Annotated in this window: 13 protein-coding genes; 6 read left to right on the top strand and 7 right to left on the bottom strand. The window is 64.5% G+C overall.

What is annotated here, in order from left to right:
* Positions 1–103 precede the first annotated feature (103 nt).
* The gene (locus tag ACOJB8_RS19685; protein WP_342947135.1) at positions 104–961 is read left to right on the top strand and encodes an NADPH-dependent oxidoreductase; all 858 of its coding nucleotides are present in this window, start codon (positions 104–106) and stop codon (positions 959–961) included.
* Between the two features lie 62 nt (positions 962–1023).
* Entirely contained in the window at positions 1024–1935 is a 912-nt protein-coding gene (locus ACOJB8_RS19680) for a ketopantoate reductase family protein (RefSeq protein WP_342947134.1), read from the top strand.
* A 20-nt stretch (positions 1936–1955) separates the two neighbouring features.
* Here ACOJB8_RS19680 and ACOJB8_RS19675 read toward each other — a convergent pair whose 3' ends face one another.
* The 5 genes from ACOJB8_RS19675 to ACOJB8_RS19655 form a co-directional block, all read right to left on the bottom strand.
* Positions 1956–2405, bottom strand: coding sequence for a PaaI family thioesterase (locus ACOJB8_RS19675; protein WP_069266079.1), 450 nt, complete (start codon positions 2403–2405; stop codon positions 1956–1958).
* Positions 2406–2556: 151 nt separating this feature from the next.
* Positions 2557–3816: a benzoyl-CoA 2,3-epoxidase subunit BoxA gene (gene boxA, locus ACOJB8_RS19670; protein WP_475013771.1), complete on the bottom strand. Its 1260-nt coding sequence runs from the start codon at positions 3814–3816 to the stop codon at positions 2557–2559.
* A 52-nt stretch (positions 3817–3868) separates the two neighbouring features.
* Complete coding sequence (gene boxB / locus ACOJB8_RS19665; protein ID WP_475013769.1) at positions 3869–5308, bottom strand: benzoyl-CoA 2,3-epoxidase subunit BoxB; 1440 nt, start codon at positions 5306–5308, stop codon at positions 3869–3871.
* A gap of 39 nt (positions 5309–5347) precedes the next feature.
* Entirely contained in the window at positions 5348–7024 is a 1677-nt protein-coding gene (boxC, locus tag ACOJB8_RS19660) for a 2,3-epoxybenzoyl-CoA dihydrolase (RefSeq protein ID WP_475013767.1), read from the bottom strand.
* Positions 7025–7150: 126 nt separating this feature from the next.
* Complete coding sequence (locus tag ACOJB8_RS19655) at positions 7151–8107, bottom strand: helix-turn-helix transcriptional regulator (RefSeq protein ID WP_368616277.1); 957 nt, start codon at positions 8105–8107, stop codon at positions 7151–7153.
* Between the two features lie 129 nt (positions 8108–8236).
* On the opposite strand from ACOJB8_RS19655, the gene ACOJB8_RS19650 reads away from it, so the two are divergent.
* The 4 genes from ACOJB8_RS19650 to ACOJB8_RS19635 all read left to right on the top strand — a co-directional run bounded on the left by ACOJB8_RS19650 (position 8237) and on the right by ACOJB8_RS19635 (position 13355).
* A complete protein-coding gene (locus tag ACOJB8_RS19650) occupies positions 8237–9850 on the top strand; it encodes a benzoate-CoA ligase family protein (protein WP_475013764.1) in 1614 nt (537 codons plus the stop codon).
* 14 nt (positions 9851–9864) lie between these two features.
* Positions 9865–10686 carry an alpha/beta fold hydrolase gene (locus ACOJB8_RS19645; protein ID WP_475013846.1) on the top strand — a complete coding sequence of 274 codons (822 nt, stop codon included), beginning with the start codon at positions 9865–9867 and terminating at the stop codon, positions 10684–10686.
* A 324-nt stretch (positions 10687–11010) separates the two neighbouring features.
* On the top strand, positions 11011–12333 hold the full coding sequence (locus ACOJB8_RS19640; protein ID WP_475013762.1) for a sensor histidine kinase: 1323 nt from the start codon (positions 11011–11013) through the stop codon (positions 12331–12333).
* The gene (locus ACOJB8_RS19635; RefSeq protein WP_475013760.1) at positions 12330–13355 is read left to right on the top strand and encodes a response regulator; all 1026 of its coding nucleotides are present in this window, start codon (positions 12330–12332) and stop codon (positions 13353–13355) included. Before ACOJB8_RS19640 ends, ACOJB8_RS19635 begins: the two co-directional genes overlap by 4 nt.
* 60 nt (positions 13356–13415) lie before the next feature.
* Here the strand turns inward: ACOJB8_RS19635 and cqsA are convergent, their stop codons facing one another.
* Positions 13416–14717 carry an alpha-hydroxyketone-type quorum-sensing autoinducer synthase gene (cqsA, locus tag ACOJB8_RS19630; RefSeq protein WP_368616280.1) on the bottom strand — a complete coding sequence of 434 codons (1302 nt, stop codon included), beginning with the start codon at positions 14715–14717 and terminating at the stop codon, positions 13416–13418.
* A gap of 588 nt (positions 14718–15305) precedes the next feature.
* A complete protein-coding gene (locus ACOJB8_RS19625) occupies positions 15306–15503 on the bottom strand; it encodes a hypothetical protein (RefSeq protein WP_475013757.1) in 198 nt (65 codons plus the stop codon).
* Positions 15504–15880: the final 377 nt, after the last annotated feature.

Here is a 15880-nt window from a genome sequence, read left to right as displayed (position 1 = left end):
GATGAACGCCTGCGCGGATCGCGCGGGCCATGTACCATACGGCGCCTGGTGCCCCGAATTTCAGCGCCAAGAATCCACTGTCAGTTGCCGGAGAAGAAACCCGATGTCCACCGTCACCACGCCCGCACGACCCGCTGCCGATTTCGCCGATGCTGTACGCGCCCTCGAAGCGCGCTATGGCACGCCGTGGTCCGCGCCGCTGCCGGCCTGGAACGATACGCTCGACACCCTGCTCGCGCACCGCTCGGTGCGCAACTACGCGGACCGTCCGTTGCCCGACGGCACGCTCGAAACGCTGATCGCCGCGGCGCAATCGGCATCGACTTCGTCGAACCTGCAAACGTGGAGCGTGGTTGCCATCGAAAACCCCGAACGCCGTGCGCGCCTCGCCGACTTGGCGGGCGGCCAGTCGCACGTTCGCGCAGCACCGCTCTTTCTCGTGTGGCTCGCGGACCTCTCGCGTCTCGAAGCGGCCGGCGCGCGCAGCGGGGCGAGCGTCGAAGGTCTGCACTACATGGAGACGCTGGTCGTCGGCATGATCGACGCGGCGCTCGCCGCGCAAAACGCCGTGGTCGCGCTCGAATCGCTCGGCATGAGCGCCGTGTATATCGGCGGCATCCGCAATCAGCCTGAGCAGGTTGCCGCGGAACTGGGTCTGCCGCCGCGCGTGCTCCCCGTATTCGGCATGTGCGTGGGCTATCCCGACGAAACGCGCCCTGCGGATGTGAAGCCGCGCTTGCCGCAGGAGGTCGTGCTCCATCGCGAGCAATACGACGCGCCGTCGCAAGCGGCCGCGATTGCCCGCTACGACGAAGTCATGGGCGGCTTCCAGACCGCCCAGGGATTGAGCGCGGCAGGCTGGACCGTGCGATCGCTCGCGCGCTGGCGCAGCCGCGAGTCGCTGCACGGCCGCGACCGCCTGCGCGACGCGCTCAACGCGCTCGGCTTCGAGCTGCGCTGAAGCGCACCGGCACGCCGCGGAACATTTCAGGCAACGAAGCACGCCACACAGGAGAGACGCAAATGAAAGTCGCCGTCATGGGCGCAGGCGCAGTAGGCTGCTTTTACGGCGGCATGCTCGCTCGCGCGCGACACGATGTGGTCTTGATCGGCCGGCCCCAGCACGTCGAGGCCATTACGCGCGACGGGCTGCGCCTCGAAGCGCAGCAGTTCGACGAGCGCATCGGCGCGCCGCATCTCTCGGCCAGCACCGAAGCCGCCGCCGTCGCGGGCGCGGACCTCGTGCTGTTCTGCGTGAAGTCGACCGATACCGAAAGCGCAGGCGCCGCGATCAAACCGCATCTGGGCGCCGGCACGCTCGTGCTCACGCTGCAGAACGGCGCCGATAATGCCGAGCGCCTGCGCACGGTGATCCCGCAGGACGTGGCGGCCGCCGTGGTCTACGTCGCCACGGAGATGGCGGGGCCCGGCCACGTACGCCATCACGGCCGCGGCGAGCTGGTGATCGAGCCTTCGCGCGCGAGCGACGCCGTTGCGCGCACGCTCATCGACGCAGGCGTGCCCACGGAAATCTCACCTAATGTACGCGGTGCGCTCTGGGCGAAGCTGATCGTGAACTGCGCGTACAACGCGCTTTCGGCGATCACGCAATTGCCTTATGGACGTCTCGTGAAGGGTGCGGGCGTGAGCGAGACGATGCGCGACATCGTCGGTGAATGCATGGCCGTCGCGCAGGCAGACGGCGTGACGCTGCCGCCGGACATGGACAGCGCCGTGACGCGCATCGCGCAGACCATGCCGGGCCAATACTCGTCCACGGCGCAGGATCTCGCGCGCGGCAAGCTCAGCGAGATCGATCACCTCAACGGCTATGTCGTGCAGCGCGGCACGGCGCTGGGCGTGCCCACGCCTGCGAACCGGATGCTGCAAACGCTCGTGCGGCTCATCGAGGACAAGGCGCGCGCGGCGATCTAGTTCGCTCCGGTCTCGTTGAGTCAGCGGTCGAACACGAGCAAGGTGGAGGTGGCGGACGCGTAAAGCTTGCCCTGTGCATCCGTGATGCTGGCCTCCGTGAAGGCCGCGCGGCGGCCGATGCTGAGCACGCGCCCTTCCGCGCGCACGGTGCCGGTGTCGGCAGTCATGGGGCGGTGGTACGCGACCTTTAGCTCTAGCGTGGTGTAGCCCTGACTCGCGTTGAGCCGCGAATGCGCCGCGCACCCGCACGCGGAATCGAGCAGCGTGGCCGCATAACCGCCGTGCACCGTGCCGATGGGGTTGTACACGTGCAGCCCGGGCGTGCCCTCGAACACGACGCGGCCCTCCTCGACTTCGACCAGCCTGAAGCCGAGCGTTTCGCCGATGGCCGGGCCACGGCTCCCGTGCAGCAAGTGCTGCAATTGTTCGACGCCGGTCAGGCCGGCGGGCATTTCGGCAACGAGGTTCATCGAGGCAGTCTCCATCTGCGGCGCGCGTCGGTTCGCAACTGTCCACGCCTGAGCGATGCGCCATCGTAACGCTTTTCGCACGATCGTGCTTAAACTATCGGGGGCCTCTCATGTGTTTCGAATCAGGCCTCGCTTCATTGCAGCGGACGTTTCAATACGTCTCGAGATGCAGCCGCCCTTCCCGCTTGAGTCGATCCCACAACGCCTCCCAGCCCATTCCGTGTTTTTCGGCGATTTCCTGGAGCGCCTGCAGCACGCCATCTTCCATGCCCTTCAATCCGCAAACATAGACGTGTGTGTTGCCGTCCTTGAGCAGTTGCGCGACGTCCACGGCGCGCTCGCGCATGACGTCCTGCACATAGCGCCGCGGCTGGCCCGGCGTACGTGAGAAGGCGAGGTTCGTGTCGATGAAATCCTTCGGCAGGTTCATCAGCGGTCCGAAGTAAGGCAATTCCTGCTGCGTGCGTGCGCCGAAAAAAAGCATGAGCTTGCCGGTCGCGCCCTTGAGCCTGCGGCGGCGGCGATATTCGGTCATCGCGCGCATGGGCGCGGAGCCGGTGCCCGTGCAGATCATCAGCAGATGCGAGTTCGGATGGTTCGGCATCAGGAAGGTATTGCCGAACGGCCCGATCACGGTCACCACGTCGCCCTTCTTCAGATCGCAGAGATAGTTCGAGCACACGCCATCGGTTGCGTTGCCGCTGTGATCGCGCGTCACACGCTTCACCGTGAGCGAAACGTTGTTGTAGCCGGGGCGCTCGCCGTCGCGTGGGCTCGCAATCGAGTACTGGCGCGCGTGATGGGCTCGGCCTTCCAGGGTCGCGCCCGGCGGCAGAATGCCGATGGACTGGCCTTCCAGCACCGGGAACGGCATGGTGCCGAAGTCGAGCACGATGTGATGGATATCGCTTTCAGTGGCGTCGTCGGTGAGGCGATAGTTGCCGACCACGGTCGCCGTGGTCGGCGCCTTGTGCGTGTAGAGCTGGACATAGGGGCGCGCCGCCGACCACGGCGGCACGGTCGAGCCACGCAGCATGTCGGAGCCGCCCACGGGCGCATCGGCGGCATTCGGCGCCGCTTGCGCCTCGCCGGCCACACCGCTCGATTCCTCCGTTTCGACCGGCGCGCCCACCGATGCATTGTGCGCGGGCAGTTCGTCCCACGTGTACTGCTCGTCGATGGTGTACGTCTCGGTCTTGAGCACGTTGCGCCAGTTGTCGATCGCGCCGGTCGGGCACGGCGGCACGCACGCCATGCAGGCGTTGCAGACATCGGCCTTCACCACATAGTTGGTGCCGTCGTGCGTGATCGCGTCAACAGGGCACGTTTCCTCGCACGTATTGCAGCGTATGCAGATTTCAGGATCGATCAGGTGTTGCCTGATAATTCCCACGGGTAGCGGACCGTTCATGATTGTCTCCCACCGCGGCGCGCGAACACGTGGCTGCGCGCCGCCGCTCCCCTCAGTTAAAGCGCACGTATTCGAAATCGACGGGCTGCCGGTTGATGCCCATGGGCGGCGGCGCGATCCAGTTGGCGAACTTGCCTGGCTCGATCACGCGGCCCATGAGCGAGGCCACATAGGCGCGGTCTTCCGCCGTGGGCAGCCATTTCGCTTCGTTCGCGGCCCATTCGGTCTCGCCGATCACGCGGCCGTCCGGCGACACGCGCACGCCCGCGAACGTGCCGATCTGGCGGTTGAACGCCTTGTGCGGCACAGTGAGACGAACATCGATGCCAGCCTTTTCCAGCACCTTGTTCCAGCGGTTCACGCCCGCAATCGAGTCCTTGATGTAGTCGTCGCGCAGCACTTCGTTCATGGCGTTGAGCATCGGCACCTCGCGCTCCACGAGCTTGCCGTCCTGCACGTCGAGCAAACGGTATTGCTGGCCTTCGAGCTGATGGTCGTCGTCGCGTTTGGTCTCTTCGTAGCGACCCTTCAGGCCCGAGCTATAGAAGGTCGCGGCATTCGACGAGTGATCGGCGCCGAACAGGTCGATCGTCACCGAGTAGTGGAAGTTCAGGTAACGCTGGATCGTTTCGAGGTCGATCACGCCCGCGGCGCGCAAGCGGTTCACGTCGTCGGTCTTCAGCTCGTTCATGACCTGCGCGGTGCGTTGCACGACGCGCGAGATGCCCGATTCGCCGACGAACATGTGATGCGCCTCTTCGGTCAGCATGAATTTCGTCGTACGCGCGAGCGGATCGAAGCCGGATTCGGACAGCGCCGAAAGCTGGAACTTGCCGTCGCGGTCGGTGAAGTACGTGAACATGAAGAACGCCAGCCAGTCGGGCGTCTTCTCGTTGAACGCGCCGAGAATGCGTGGGTTGTCGTCGTCTCCCGAGCGGCGCTCCAGTAATGCTTCCGCTTCCTCACGTCCATCGCGGCCGAAGTAGCGATGCAGCAGATACACCATCGCCCACAGGTGCCGGCCTTCCTCCACGTTCACCTGGAACAGGTTGCGCAGGTCGTACATGGAGGGCGCAGTGAGGCCGAGATGGCGCTGCTGCTCGACCGAGGCGGGCTCCGTGTCGCCCTGCGTGACGATGATGCGGCGCAGGTTCGCGCGGTGTTCGCCCGGCACGTCCTGCCACGCGGCCTCGCCCTTGTGTGCGCCGAAATGGATCTTGCGGTCCGCATCGCCCGGCGTGAGGAAGATGCCCCAGCGATAGTCAGGCATCTTCACGTGATCGAAGTGCGCCCAGCCGCCCGCGTCGACGCTCACCGCCGTGCGCAGATACACGTCGTAGCCGTGCGAGCCGTCTGGCCCCATGTCGCCCCACCACGAGAGGAAGTTCGGCTGCCACTGCTCGAGCGCGCGCTGCAGCGCGCGGTCGTCGGCGAGGTTGACGTTGTTCGGGATCTTTTCGCCGTAGTTAATCGTAGAGTTGATCGTGGACATTGCGGTTCCTTGTGGCAAACGCCTTGGCGGAGTCGGAGATCAGACGCGGGCGACGTCGAACTGCGCCTTGCTACCCTTGCCGTACACCTTGAGCGCGCCTTTCTCGCCCACGGCGTTGGGCCGGTTGAAGATCCAGTTCTGCCACGCGGAGAGCCGCCCGAAGATGCGCGTTTCCATGGTCTCCGGCCCGTTGAAGCGCAGATTCGCCTCCAGGCCCGTGAGCGCGTCGGGCGACATGACCGCGCGCTCTTCCAGTGCGAGGCGGATTTCGTCGGGCCAGTCGATGTCGTCGGGCGAGGCCGTCACGAGGCCCAGGCGCTCCGCCTCGACCGGCTTGACCGCTTCGCCGATCTTCGCGCGCACGGCATCGAGTGGTTCGGTTTCCTCATAGAAGCGCCGCGCGAGGCGCGATTGATGCGTGACCATCGGGTAGAGGCCGAAATTCGCTTCCGAGAGCGTGATGGCCGGTGCTTCGTCTTCGTTCGCGGGCAGCGCGGCCATGTACGTGCGGTCCGCGGCGAACGCGAATTCGGCGAAGGTGCCGGCGAAGCACGAGCCCGGCTCGATCAGCGCGAACAGCGAACGCGAAGAGACATCGATGCGTGCGAGCGTGCGGCGCAGCATGCCGATGGTCTCGCGCACGAACCAGTGGTCGCGGTGAGCGAGCAGCGCGGCGTCGGCGGCAAGCACGATGCGCGCGTCGCCTGCGGTCTTGAGAATCCACGTGCCGATGTCGAGTTCGTTGGTGCGCATGGAGAGAATCGCGTCGTCCAGCTCGCGCGCGAACTGCAGCGGCCACCACGATGCACCGGCGGCGACGATTGATTCGATATCCGAAACAGGTGCCGCGGCGGGCGCTTTCGCCGTGAACGTCGCGGTGCGCTTCGCGCGGTCGATCGTGACATCGACAGTGGCATAGCTCAGGCCGCCGTCGTGCTGCACGCGTTCGATGCGCGCGAGCGCGATGCCCCGCGCGTCTGCGGGACGATCGCTCGCGGCGGCCAGTTCGAGCGCGCGCGCCTGCACGGCCTGACCGAACTGGTTCGGCTTCACGACGTCGTCCACGAGACGCCAGGCTTTCGCGCGCTCGCCGCGAATGCCTTCCACCACCGTGCAGAAGATATCGGCGCGGTCGTGGCGCACCTTGCGCTTGTCGGTGAGGCGCGTGAGGCCGCCCGTGCCCGGCAGCACGCCGAGCAGCGGTACTTCCGGCAGCGCCACCGACGACGAGCGGTCGTCCACGAGCATGATCTCGTCGCAGGCGAGCGCGAGTTCGTAGCCGCCGCCGGCACACGCGCCGTTCACCGCCGCGATGAACTTCAGGCCCGAATGGCGCGACGAATCTTCCATGCCGTTGCGCGTTTCGTTGGTGAACTTGCAGAAGTTGACCTTCCAGGCGTGAGTGGAGAGGCCGAGCATGAAGATGTTGGCGCCGGAGCAGAACACGCGGTCCTTCAGGCTGGTCAGCACGACCGTGCGCACTTCCGGATGCTCGAAGCGAATGCGCTGAAGTGCATCGTGCAGTTCGATATCGACGCCGAGGTCGTACGAGTTCAGCTTCAGCTTGTAGCCGTCGCGAATGCCGCCGTCTTCGGCGATGTCGATTCCGAGCGTCGCCACCGCGCCATTGAACGTGAGCTTCCAGTGCCGGTACTGCGAGGGATCGGTGCGGTAATCGACCCGCTGCGGGGCGACGGCGGTTTCGGCTGCGGCCATGAGCGTCTCCTGTCTACACATCGTTTCAATGAACGATAGTGCAATGGAATGCTCATGTAAAGCACATTAGTGCATTTTAGTGCATGCACGGGGTAAACCCGCGATGCCGCGGTCCGCGCCCGCCACTCATTCGATGCGGGGCGCCTCCGCGGCCAGCCGGGCGGCGAGCCGGTCACGCAGTTGCAGGTAAGCGTCGGCGAGCGTCTTTTCGCTGGTGTCGAAGGTCATGTCGGCGCGGCCATACAGTTCGCTGCGGCCAGCCAGGATGCGCTTGAGGTCGTCCATCGCCTCGCTGTTGCCCGAGTTGCCCGACATGGGCCGCAGGTCGCCCTGCGCCACGACGCGGCGCATGTGCTCTTCGGGCGCGGCCTGCAGCCAGACCGTGAAGCAATGCGCGAGCAGCACGTTGAACGTGGCGGGCTCGGAAACGAGGCCGCCCGGCGAGGCGATCACGGCGCGTGGGTGTTCCGCGATCACGGCCTCCAGCGCCCGGTGCTCGTAGCGACGATAAGCGCTCGCGCCATAGAGTGAATGGATTTCCGAAGGCGGACAGCCCGCCAGCTGCTCGATCACCCGCGTCAGCTCGACGAACTGCACCTTCAGCTCCTGCGCGAGCATGCGCCCGAGCGTAGACTTGCCCGCGCCGCGCAGCCCGATGAGCGCGATGCGCTCGTTGCGGTGCGGGTCGGCGCTCGTGTGCGAGAACATCTCCGCGAGCGCCACGCGCGCGCGCTGCAAGGCGGCCGGATCGCGCCCCTGCAGCAACTCGCGGATCAGGAGCCATTCCGCAGAGGATGTCGTGACGTCGCCGATCACCTCGGCGAGCGGGCAGTTCAGCGTGGTCGCGATCTGCCGCAACACCAGCACGGAGGCATTCCCTACCCCGGACTCCAGATTCGCCAGATGCCGCTCCGAAAGCCCGGTTTCCGCCGCCAGCGTCTTGCGCGTCATGCCGCGCCGCGCGCGCAGCATGCGTACGCGCTCGCCCATGGCGGTCAGGAACGGATCGCGTTCGGTGCGCTCGCCGCGCGAGGCGTCGTCGGCGGCTTCGGCTGGCAGCTCCGCAATGTAAGTTTGCTTCATCTTAGGGAATCCCTGAATCCGTGTTTATGTACTATAGTGCTTGACATGCATTTTACTAACGGCTAATTTTCCGCGAAAAGGTTGATCGACGACAAATCCGATCGAATCAGACTGAGCGGAGACAACACCGTGACAATCCCAGCAGCATCGCAGGAACACGCCACGGCCGTGCCGCCGCCCGCGCAATTCAACTTCGCCACGCATCTGTTCGCGCTCAACGCCGCGCGCGCCGCGAAGACCGCTTATATCGACGACACGCTCACGCTGAGCTACGGCGAACTCGAAATGCAGGCCCGCCGCTTTGCGGCCGCCATGCGCGCGCTGGGCGTCCACGCGGAAGAGCGCGTTCTGCTCGTGATGCTCGATACCGTCGAGTTGCCCACTGCGTTTCTCGGCGCGCTCTATGCGGGTATCGTGCCGGTAGTCGTCAACACGCTGCTCACGCCGGCCGACTATGTGTATATGCTCACGCACAGCCGCGCGCGCGTGGTGATCGCCTCGGGCGCGGTGCTGCCCGCCGTGAGCGCCGCGCTGGCCGAAGCACAATGTGAGGACTGCCAGTTAATCGTTTCGCCGCCTGCTTCTCCGCGCGCTTCACAGTCGCTTCCGCATGAACCCGAACATGTTCTCGCCGATCTGATCGCACGCGCCGAGCCCGCCGCGCGCGCCGCGCAAACGGGTTGTGACGACATCGCCTTCTGGCTCTACTCGTCGGGATCGACAGGCAAGCCCAAAGGCACGGTGCATACGCATGCCAATCTCTACTGGACCGTCGAGACTTACGCGAAGCCCATTCTCGGCATACGCGAAAACGACATCGTGTTTTCGGCGGCCAAACTGTTCTTCGCCTATGGCCTCGGCAACGGCCTTTCGTTTCCGCTCTCGGTAGGCGCGACCACGATCCTGATGGCCGAACGCCCCACTGCCAACGCCGTATTCGCACGCCTCGTGCAGCATCGGCCCACGGTGTTCTACGGCGTGCCCACGCTTTACGCGAGCATGATGGCCGCGCCGAACCTCCCGGCACGCGCCGACGTCGCGCTGCGCGTGTGCACGTCCGCAGGCGAAGCGCTGCCGCGCGAACTGGGCGAGCGCTTCAGGGAACATTTCGGCAGCGACATTCTCGACGGCCTCGGCTCCACGGAAATGCTGCACATCTTCCTCTCGAACCGGCCAGGCGCGGTCGAATACGGCACCACGGGGCGCCCCGTGCCCGGCTACGAGATCGAACTGCGCGACGAGAGCGGCGCGCTCGTGCCCGACGGCGAGATCGGCGACCTCTTCATCCGCGGGCCGAGCGCGGCCGTGATGTACTGGTGCAATCGCGAGAAGTCGCGCGCGACCTTCCTCGGCGACTGGGTGAGGAGCGGCGACAAGTACCGGCGCCTGCCGGGCGGCGCCTATGTCTATGCGGGCCGCAGCGACGACATGCTCAAGGTGAGCGGCCAGTATGTCTCGCCCATCGAAGTGGAGATGGTGCTCATGCAGCACGACGCCGTGCTCGAAGCGGCCGTGATCGGCGTCGATCAGGGCGGCCTCGTGAAAACCTGCGCGTTCGTCGTCCTCAAGCAAACGGCCATGGAAACTTCGCACGACGCGTTGGCCGAGCAGTTGAAGGCGTTCGTGAAAACACGGCTCGCGCCGCACAAGTATCCGCGCGACATCCTGTTCGTCGACGATCTGCCCAAGACGGCCACCGGTAAGATCCAGCGTTTCCGGTTGCGTCAGCAGTTTCAGTCGTGACAGTGACAAACGCCATGAACGAAAGCGAATTCGCCGATCTGCCCGCCACGTCCACGCGCGATGCACTGCGCATCGAATATCGCTGGATCGGCACGGCCGCCAGCGATGTGCCGCTCGCCGTGTTCCTGCACGAGGGTCTCGGCTCGATCGCAATGTGGAAAGACTGGCCCACCGCGCTTTGCGAACGCCTCGGCATGCGCGGGCTCGTTTATTCGCGTCCGGGTTACGGCCGTTCCACACCGCGCGCGCAAGGCGTCAAATGGCCGGTCGATTTCATGTCGGCGCAGGCGCGCGATGTTCTACCTGCGGTGCTCGACGCACTCGGCGTAAGCGCTGGCGAACGCAAACGCATGTGGCTGATCGGTCATAGCGACGGCGCCTCCATCGCCCTGCTCTACGCCGCCGCTTTCCCCGAAGCACTCGCGGGTGCAGTGGCGATTGCGCCGCACGTGTTCGTCGAAGACATTTCGGTCGACAGCATCGGCGAGGCGAAGGTTGCGTACGAAACGACCCGCCTGCGCGAAAAGCTCGCGCGCTATCACGACGACGTCGATTCCGCGTTCTACGGCTGGAACGATATCTGGCTCGATCCCGCCTTCCGTTCCTGGAACATCGTCGGCGAACTGGCGTCGATTCGCGCGCCGCTACTCGCCGTGCAGGCGCTCGACGACCACTACGGCACCATGGCGCAAGTCGAAGCGATTGGCCCGGCCGTGCCCCACGCGCGCGTCCACGCGCTCGCGCAGGGCGGCCATTCTCCCCATCGCGATGCGCCGCAGCCGCTGGACGACGTCATCGAGCCATTCATTTGGGCACAGCGCAAGCCCGCGGCCTGAAAACAACTCAGCGTCCCCGCAACACCCTCCAGCGCGCGCCGAATGCCTCCAGGCAGGGTCAAATCGATGCACCGCGCATAACGCTCCCCCGCCAACGCGGTACCTCAGCCCATCGAAGGCCAAACTAAGGGCCAAACCCGCCTCATCGCTGCAATCCTTTGGTGATATTGTCTTTCTTTGCACGGTGGAGACGGGGTCCGACCACGCGAAACCCATAGCAAAACGGGGCACCAAAAAAAGCGAGACGCAAGAAGACCGGCCGGAACACGCGCGCCGGCCAGAACGATGAGCGATTCCATTCTGATGAACGTTTCAAGAACCTCGGTGAGACTGAGGCGAGCCTGGGCGTCGATGCGCCCGCGCTTCGTGCGCGCCTTCGCGCCCGCGCTGCGCAACCTGCAATACGTGAAGCGCCGCATGCGCCCGCTCGCCGTGGTGGCGAGCGTGGGCTTCCCGCTTTACTACTACGTCTGGAAAGACCTCTTTCCTCAGCCGTATGAAAATCTCACGCTGCGCCTGATCGGCTCGTTTCTGTTCATACCGATCCTGGCGTTCGAGCGCTGGCCCGCCGCGCTGAAAAAGCTGCTGCCGTGGTACTGGTACTTCTGCACGCTCTACGCACTGCCGTTCTTCTTCACGTTCATGCTGCTCAAGAACAACGGCAACGAAGTGTGGGTGGAAAGCGCGCTGATCGCGGCGTTCGTGATGGTGCTGCTGCTCGACTGGCTCATGCTCGTGCTGCAGTTCCTCGTGGGCATCAGCCTCGCGGTGGTGGCCTACTGCCTCACCACCTACCCCATCGTGCTCGGGCCGAACTATTTCACCCATCTGGCGATCTTTTCGTTCGCGGTGGCAATCGGTGCGGTGGCCAATTACGATCAGGACCGCATTCAGATCGAACAGGAGCGCGCCATGCTGGCCACGGCGGGCAGCGTGGCGCACGAACTGCGCACGCCGCTCGTGGCGATACGCGTGGGCGCCGCTGGCCTCATGCGCTATTTGCCCGCGCTGCTCGACACCTATCAACTCGCCCAGCGCAGCCGCTTGCCCGTGCCAAAAATACGCGTGGCGCATCTGCATTCCCTGCAAGGCGTGGCAGGCCGCATCGAACAGGAAGCACTGCATTCGAACGCGATCATCGACATGCTGCTCGCCACGGCGCGCTTCACGGGCGGCAACATGCAAAACGCAACGATGTGTTCGATCGTACATTGCGTCGAAACCGCACTCGCGCGTTTTCCGTTTCGCGAAGGCGACCGGCGTCGGGTAATCTGCAATCTGCGCCCCGATTTCGAATTCCACGGATCTGAGATGCTTACCGTTCACGTGCTCTTCAATCTGCTCAAAAATGCCTTCAGGCATATGGGCAGCATCGACCGCGCGCAGATTTCGATTCGTCTTGAATCAGGGCAAAGGGCCAATCGTTTAATTTTCAGCGATACGGGCACCGGTATTTCCCCTGAGGTATTGCCGCACATCTTCACGCGCTTTTATACTTCGACAACCGCCACCGATGACGTGACGCTCGGAGCAGGAATCGGGCTGGCATTCTGCCGCGATGTCATGCAAGCGATGGGTGGAGCGATCACCTGCTCTTCCGTAAAAGGCGAATACACCGAGTTCGTTTTGACATTCCCTGCGCCATGACGAAAGCCATTCAGCCGTTCTCCTATCCGACCACCGTCGCCTTCGTCGACGACAGCGCCGCGTTCCTTTCGAACCTGAGCCTGCAACTCGACCCCGACCTGGCCTTCCGCCTGTTCAGTTCGCCCTCTGAGGCGCTGAAATTCCTCAATGGCCGTACGCCGCGTGACCGCGCGGCGGAGCCTATCTTCAGCCCCTATCTGGACCGTACTGAAGAAAACGATGCGCACCAGGTCATCGCCATGCGCGTCGATGCGATACGTAGTCTCGTACATAACGCCTCGCGCTTCGAGTCGGTTTCGGTCGTGGTGGTCGATTACGACATGCCAGAACTCAACGGCATGGAGTTTTGCCGGCGCATTACCGACCCGTCGATCAGGAAAATCGTGCTGACCGGCAAAGCCGACGAGCACGTGGCCGTAAAGAGCTTCAACGAAGGGCTGATCGACCGCTTCATCCGCAAGCATGAAGTCGACGCGGTGGAAACGCTGAACCAGGCGATCGACGATATGCAGCGCGCGTATTTCGACCGCTGCTGCAGCACGGTGCTCGACGCGCTCGCCGTATCCGAATATGCATTCCTCAAGGATCATGCGCTCGCCGCGCACGTGAAGGGCATTGCCGATTCACTGGGCATCGTCGAGCACTATCTCTCGTATCAACCGCACGGACTCCTGATGTTCGACGGTGTCGGCACCGCATACCTGCTCGTCATTCACACCGACGAATCGCTGCGCGGCGTGCGCGAAATCGCCGTCGAACAAGGTGCGCCCATCAGCTTTCTCGCGGAGCTCGACAGCCGTCGCAGCCTGCCGTATTTCTGGCGCACGGAAGGCTATTACCCGTCGCAGTGCATCGAATGGCAGCCGTATATGCACCCCGCATCGGAGTTTCACGGCGACCGCCGCTATCTCTACGCCCTGGTGAAGAAGCCGGCGGGGCTCGCGCTCGACAACGTGCTGCCCTACGACCGGCATCTCGACCAGTTGGACCGCGAGATCCAGGCGGCGTGGGACTCGCCCTGATAATCGGGCGCACCCCACGCTACCGCTGTCTCGCTCCACGCTGCCTCAATCGCGCACGGCTCAGGCCGCCACAGCCACCATCGGCATGTTCACCACAGCCTGCGGCAGACGCACGCGCGCACGACCCGCATTGCGTTCGTTGCGGCGCGTGGACGGCCAGTTCCACATCTGCACCTCGTCGCGAATTTCCGCGCACACTTCGACGAGCCGCTCCAGTTCCTCCTCGCACAGCGCCGCATTGAGCGAGAGCCGCACGAGCGAGCGGTTCTGCGCTGTGGCAGGTGCACAGAACACCGAACCAAAAATGCCGCGTGCTTCGAGCGCGTCGCGCAGGATGATCGTCTGCGGCTCAGGCCCGGCTTCCAGCGCGATGATCTGCGTTTCGCTGCCGTTCAGGTTGTAGCCGAGATCGGCAAGCCGTGAGCGCACGTAACGCGCGTTGGCCGCGACGCGCGTGCGCCGCCAGTCTTCGCGCTCGATCACGTCGAGCGTCGCAGCGAGACCCGCCGTTTCATGCGGCAGCAGCGTCGAGCTGAAAATGGCGGGCAGCGCCTCGCACTTGAAATACTCCTGGAAGCGCCGCGAACAGCTGATGATGCCCGCACGGCCGGCAAACGCCTTCGCAAGACTCGCGGTACGGAAATGCACGCGGTCGATCAGCCCGAGTTCGGCCACCATGCCCGCACCGTGCGGGCCGTGCGTGCCGAGCGAATGCGACTCGTCGACGACCAGCACGCATTCGTGCTCGGCGCACACTTCGGCGATCGCCGTGAGCGGCGCCACGCTGCCGTTCGTGCTGTACACCGAATCGACGATCACGATCCCGGCCCCGTAGCGCTGGATGCGCTGCTCGAGGTGATCGACATCGTTGTGGAAGAAACTGATCGCGCGCGCGCCGGCGCTGCGGATGCCTTCCCACAGCGACATATGCGCCATCATGTCGACGTACACCGGCGTCTGCGCATTGGCGATCGACTGGATCAGCCCCGTATTCGCGGCAAAACCCGACTGGCACAGCACGCTCGCTTCAGCCCCCATGTATGACGCGAAGCGGTCTTCGAGCGCGAGTTGCGGGCAGTCGTCGCCGTGGAGGAAGACACCCGACATCAGAAGCCCGTTGCCCTCCTTGCGGATGCTCATGCACATTGCATCAAGAATCTCTGGGTGGCGCGCAATCGAAAGGTAATCATTACTCGAGAGGTGCAAGGCATCAGCATCGGCAACACGGCCCTTCATAATGTGGCCCCCGGCCCAGCTTTCCTGCACGCGCTCGGTGTAGTAGCGATCGACACGTGCTGCGAGGAATGCGGGCAATGCCGCGTCGTTGTTATGTGCGTTACGCCAGTTGCTGCCAACTTTCATCTCAGGCTCCTTGTGGTTAAAGGCCGGCCCCGGAGGCGACTTGTCTGGTCAGGAAGGATTCCGAAAGGCAGGCCCGTAATGTGTCCGCAACGAAACGACACGCGCGATGAGGCCTGACGTGCGCATTCCGGCAGCGGACTTATGAATGTGGGTGATGCAATGACTGGCGAGCGCGTGAGTCGCGGCGCGCGGCGGGGAGTGGTCACGGCCGGCGGCGCCAGAGCGCGCTTGAGAGAAAACCAATGCGGGCGCGGGGCGCCGGGAGCAGGCGCCTTCATATCCGCACGAATCCCGCTTCGCGTGATCGCCACTGGTTACAAGGGAAGAAACGCCCGCCCGAAAATTTTTGAGGCGCGCCACGCAGGCCACCTGGACCCTATACGTCATGCAGCGAAAGCGCCTTCACGCTGCACGCAACGTCGGTCGCGCCATTGATAATTATCGTTTAAAAACAGCGCTGTTAAGCTTTCGCAGTGCGCAACTATGCGTAGCGCATGGAGTTTCGACAAGGATTGCCCGTCGCGCCGCGAGAGGACGCGAGCGTTGATTCATCACGCATAGATCGCGCGAAGGGGACCGACGGAATCGTCAGATGGCCACGACGCGGTCGCGCCCGCGTGACCTGGCGACATAGAGCGCGGCGTCGGCGCGCGCCATCAAGGCGGCGAGCGAGTCTTGCGCTTGCAGTTCATCGACGCCGGCGCTGACCGTCAGTCCGTCGTGGGGCTCTTCGCCGGAGTCGCGGGCGTGAGCGTCGGCGCTGCGGCGAACGGAGAGCGTCAACACGCGCAATTCATCGAGCGATGCGTTCGCCTGGGCGAGAAAGGCGCGGCGCGTGAGCGAACGCGCCCAGCCAGGCCGCCAGGGTCACGAACCGGTAGCTGTACACGGGGCGCTCGGGCGGGGGGCAACGCAGTGAGAGCCAGCCGAGCGACGCGTAGAAGGCCGCATGAAACGGGGAGATTCAAGACCGCATGGCTGGTCAGCCGTCGCGCGGCGGTGACCCGGCGTGGTCAGACAAAACGGCGAAGCCACGCGACTCTATTTGGACTACGAATCGTAATCTTCGCACGGCAGGCGGGAAAAGCTCGCCGCCCCCTCCCGCCGCTTGACGAACGCCCCGCAGGACCGCGACCATGCCTGAGTCGCCACGACGTAACAGG

This window comes from Paraburkholderia sp. BR10141 (assembly GCF_056155635.1).
Note: the sequence above shows the minus strand (reverse complement) of the source record. Positions and strands in the feature narration are given on the sequence as shown.

What these genes read in the sequence shown, in the direction of transcription:
- ACOJB8_RS19685 (WP_342947135.1), top strand. Translation starts at nt 104, where the DNA reads ATGTCCACCGTCACCACGCCCGCACGACCCGCTGCCGATTTCGCCGAT.
- ACOJB8_RS19680 (WP_342947134.1), top strand. Translation starts at nt 1,024, where the DNA reads ATGAAAGTCGCCGTCATGGGCGCAGGCGCAGTAGGCTGCTTTTACGGC.
- ACOJB8_RS19675 (WP_069266079.1), bottom strand. Translation starts at nt 2,405, where the DNA reads ATGAACCTCGTTGCCGAAATGCCCGCCGGCCTGACCGGCGTCGAACAA.
- boxA (WP_475013771.1), bottom strand. Translation starts at nt 3,816, where the DNA reads ATGAACGGTCCGCTACCCGTGGGAATTATCAGGCAACACCTGATCGAT.
- boxB (WP_475013769.1), bottom strand. Translation starts at nt 5,308, where the DNA reads ATGTCCACGATCAACTCTACGATTAACTACGGCGAAAAGATCCCGAAC.
- boxC (WP_475013767.1), bottom strand. Translation starts at nt 7,024, where the DNA reads ATGGCCGCAGCCGAAACCGCCGTCGCCCCGCAGCGGGTCGATTACCGC.
- ACOJB8_RS19655 (WP_368616277.1), bottom strand. Translation starts at nt 8,107, where the DNA reads ATGAAGCAAACTTACATTGCGGAGCTGCCAGCCGAAGCCGCCGACGAC.
- ACOJB8_RS19645 (WP_475013846.1), top strand. Translation starts at nt 9,865, where the DNA reads ATGAACGAAAGCGAATTCGCCGATCTGCCCGCCACGTCCACGCGCGAT.
- ACOJB8_RS19635 (WP_475013760.1), top strand. Translation starts at nt 12,330, where the DNA reads ATGACGAAAGCCATTCAGCCGTTCTCCTATCCGACCACCGTCGCCTTC.
- cqsA (WP_368616280.1), bottom strand. Translation starts at nt 14,717, where the DNA reads ATGAAAGTTGGCAGCAACTGGCGTAACGCACATAACAACGACGCGGCA.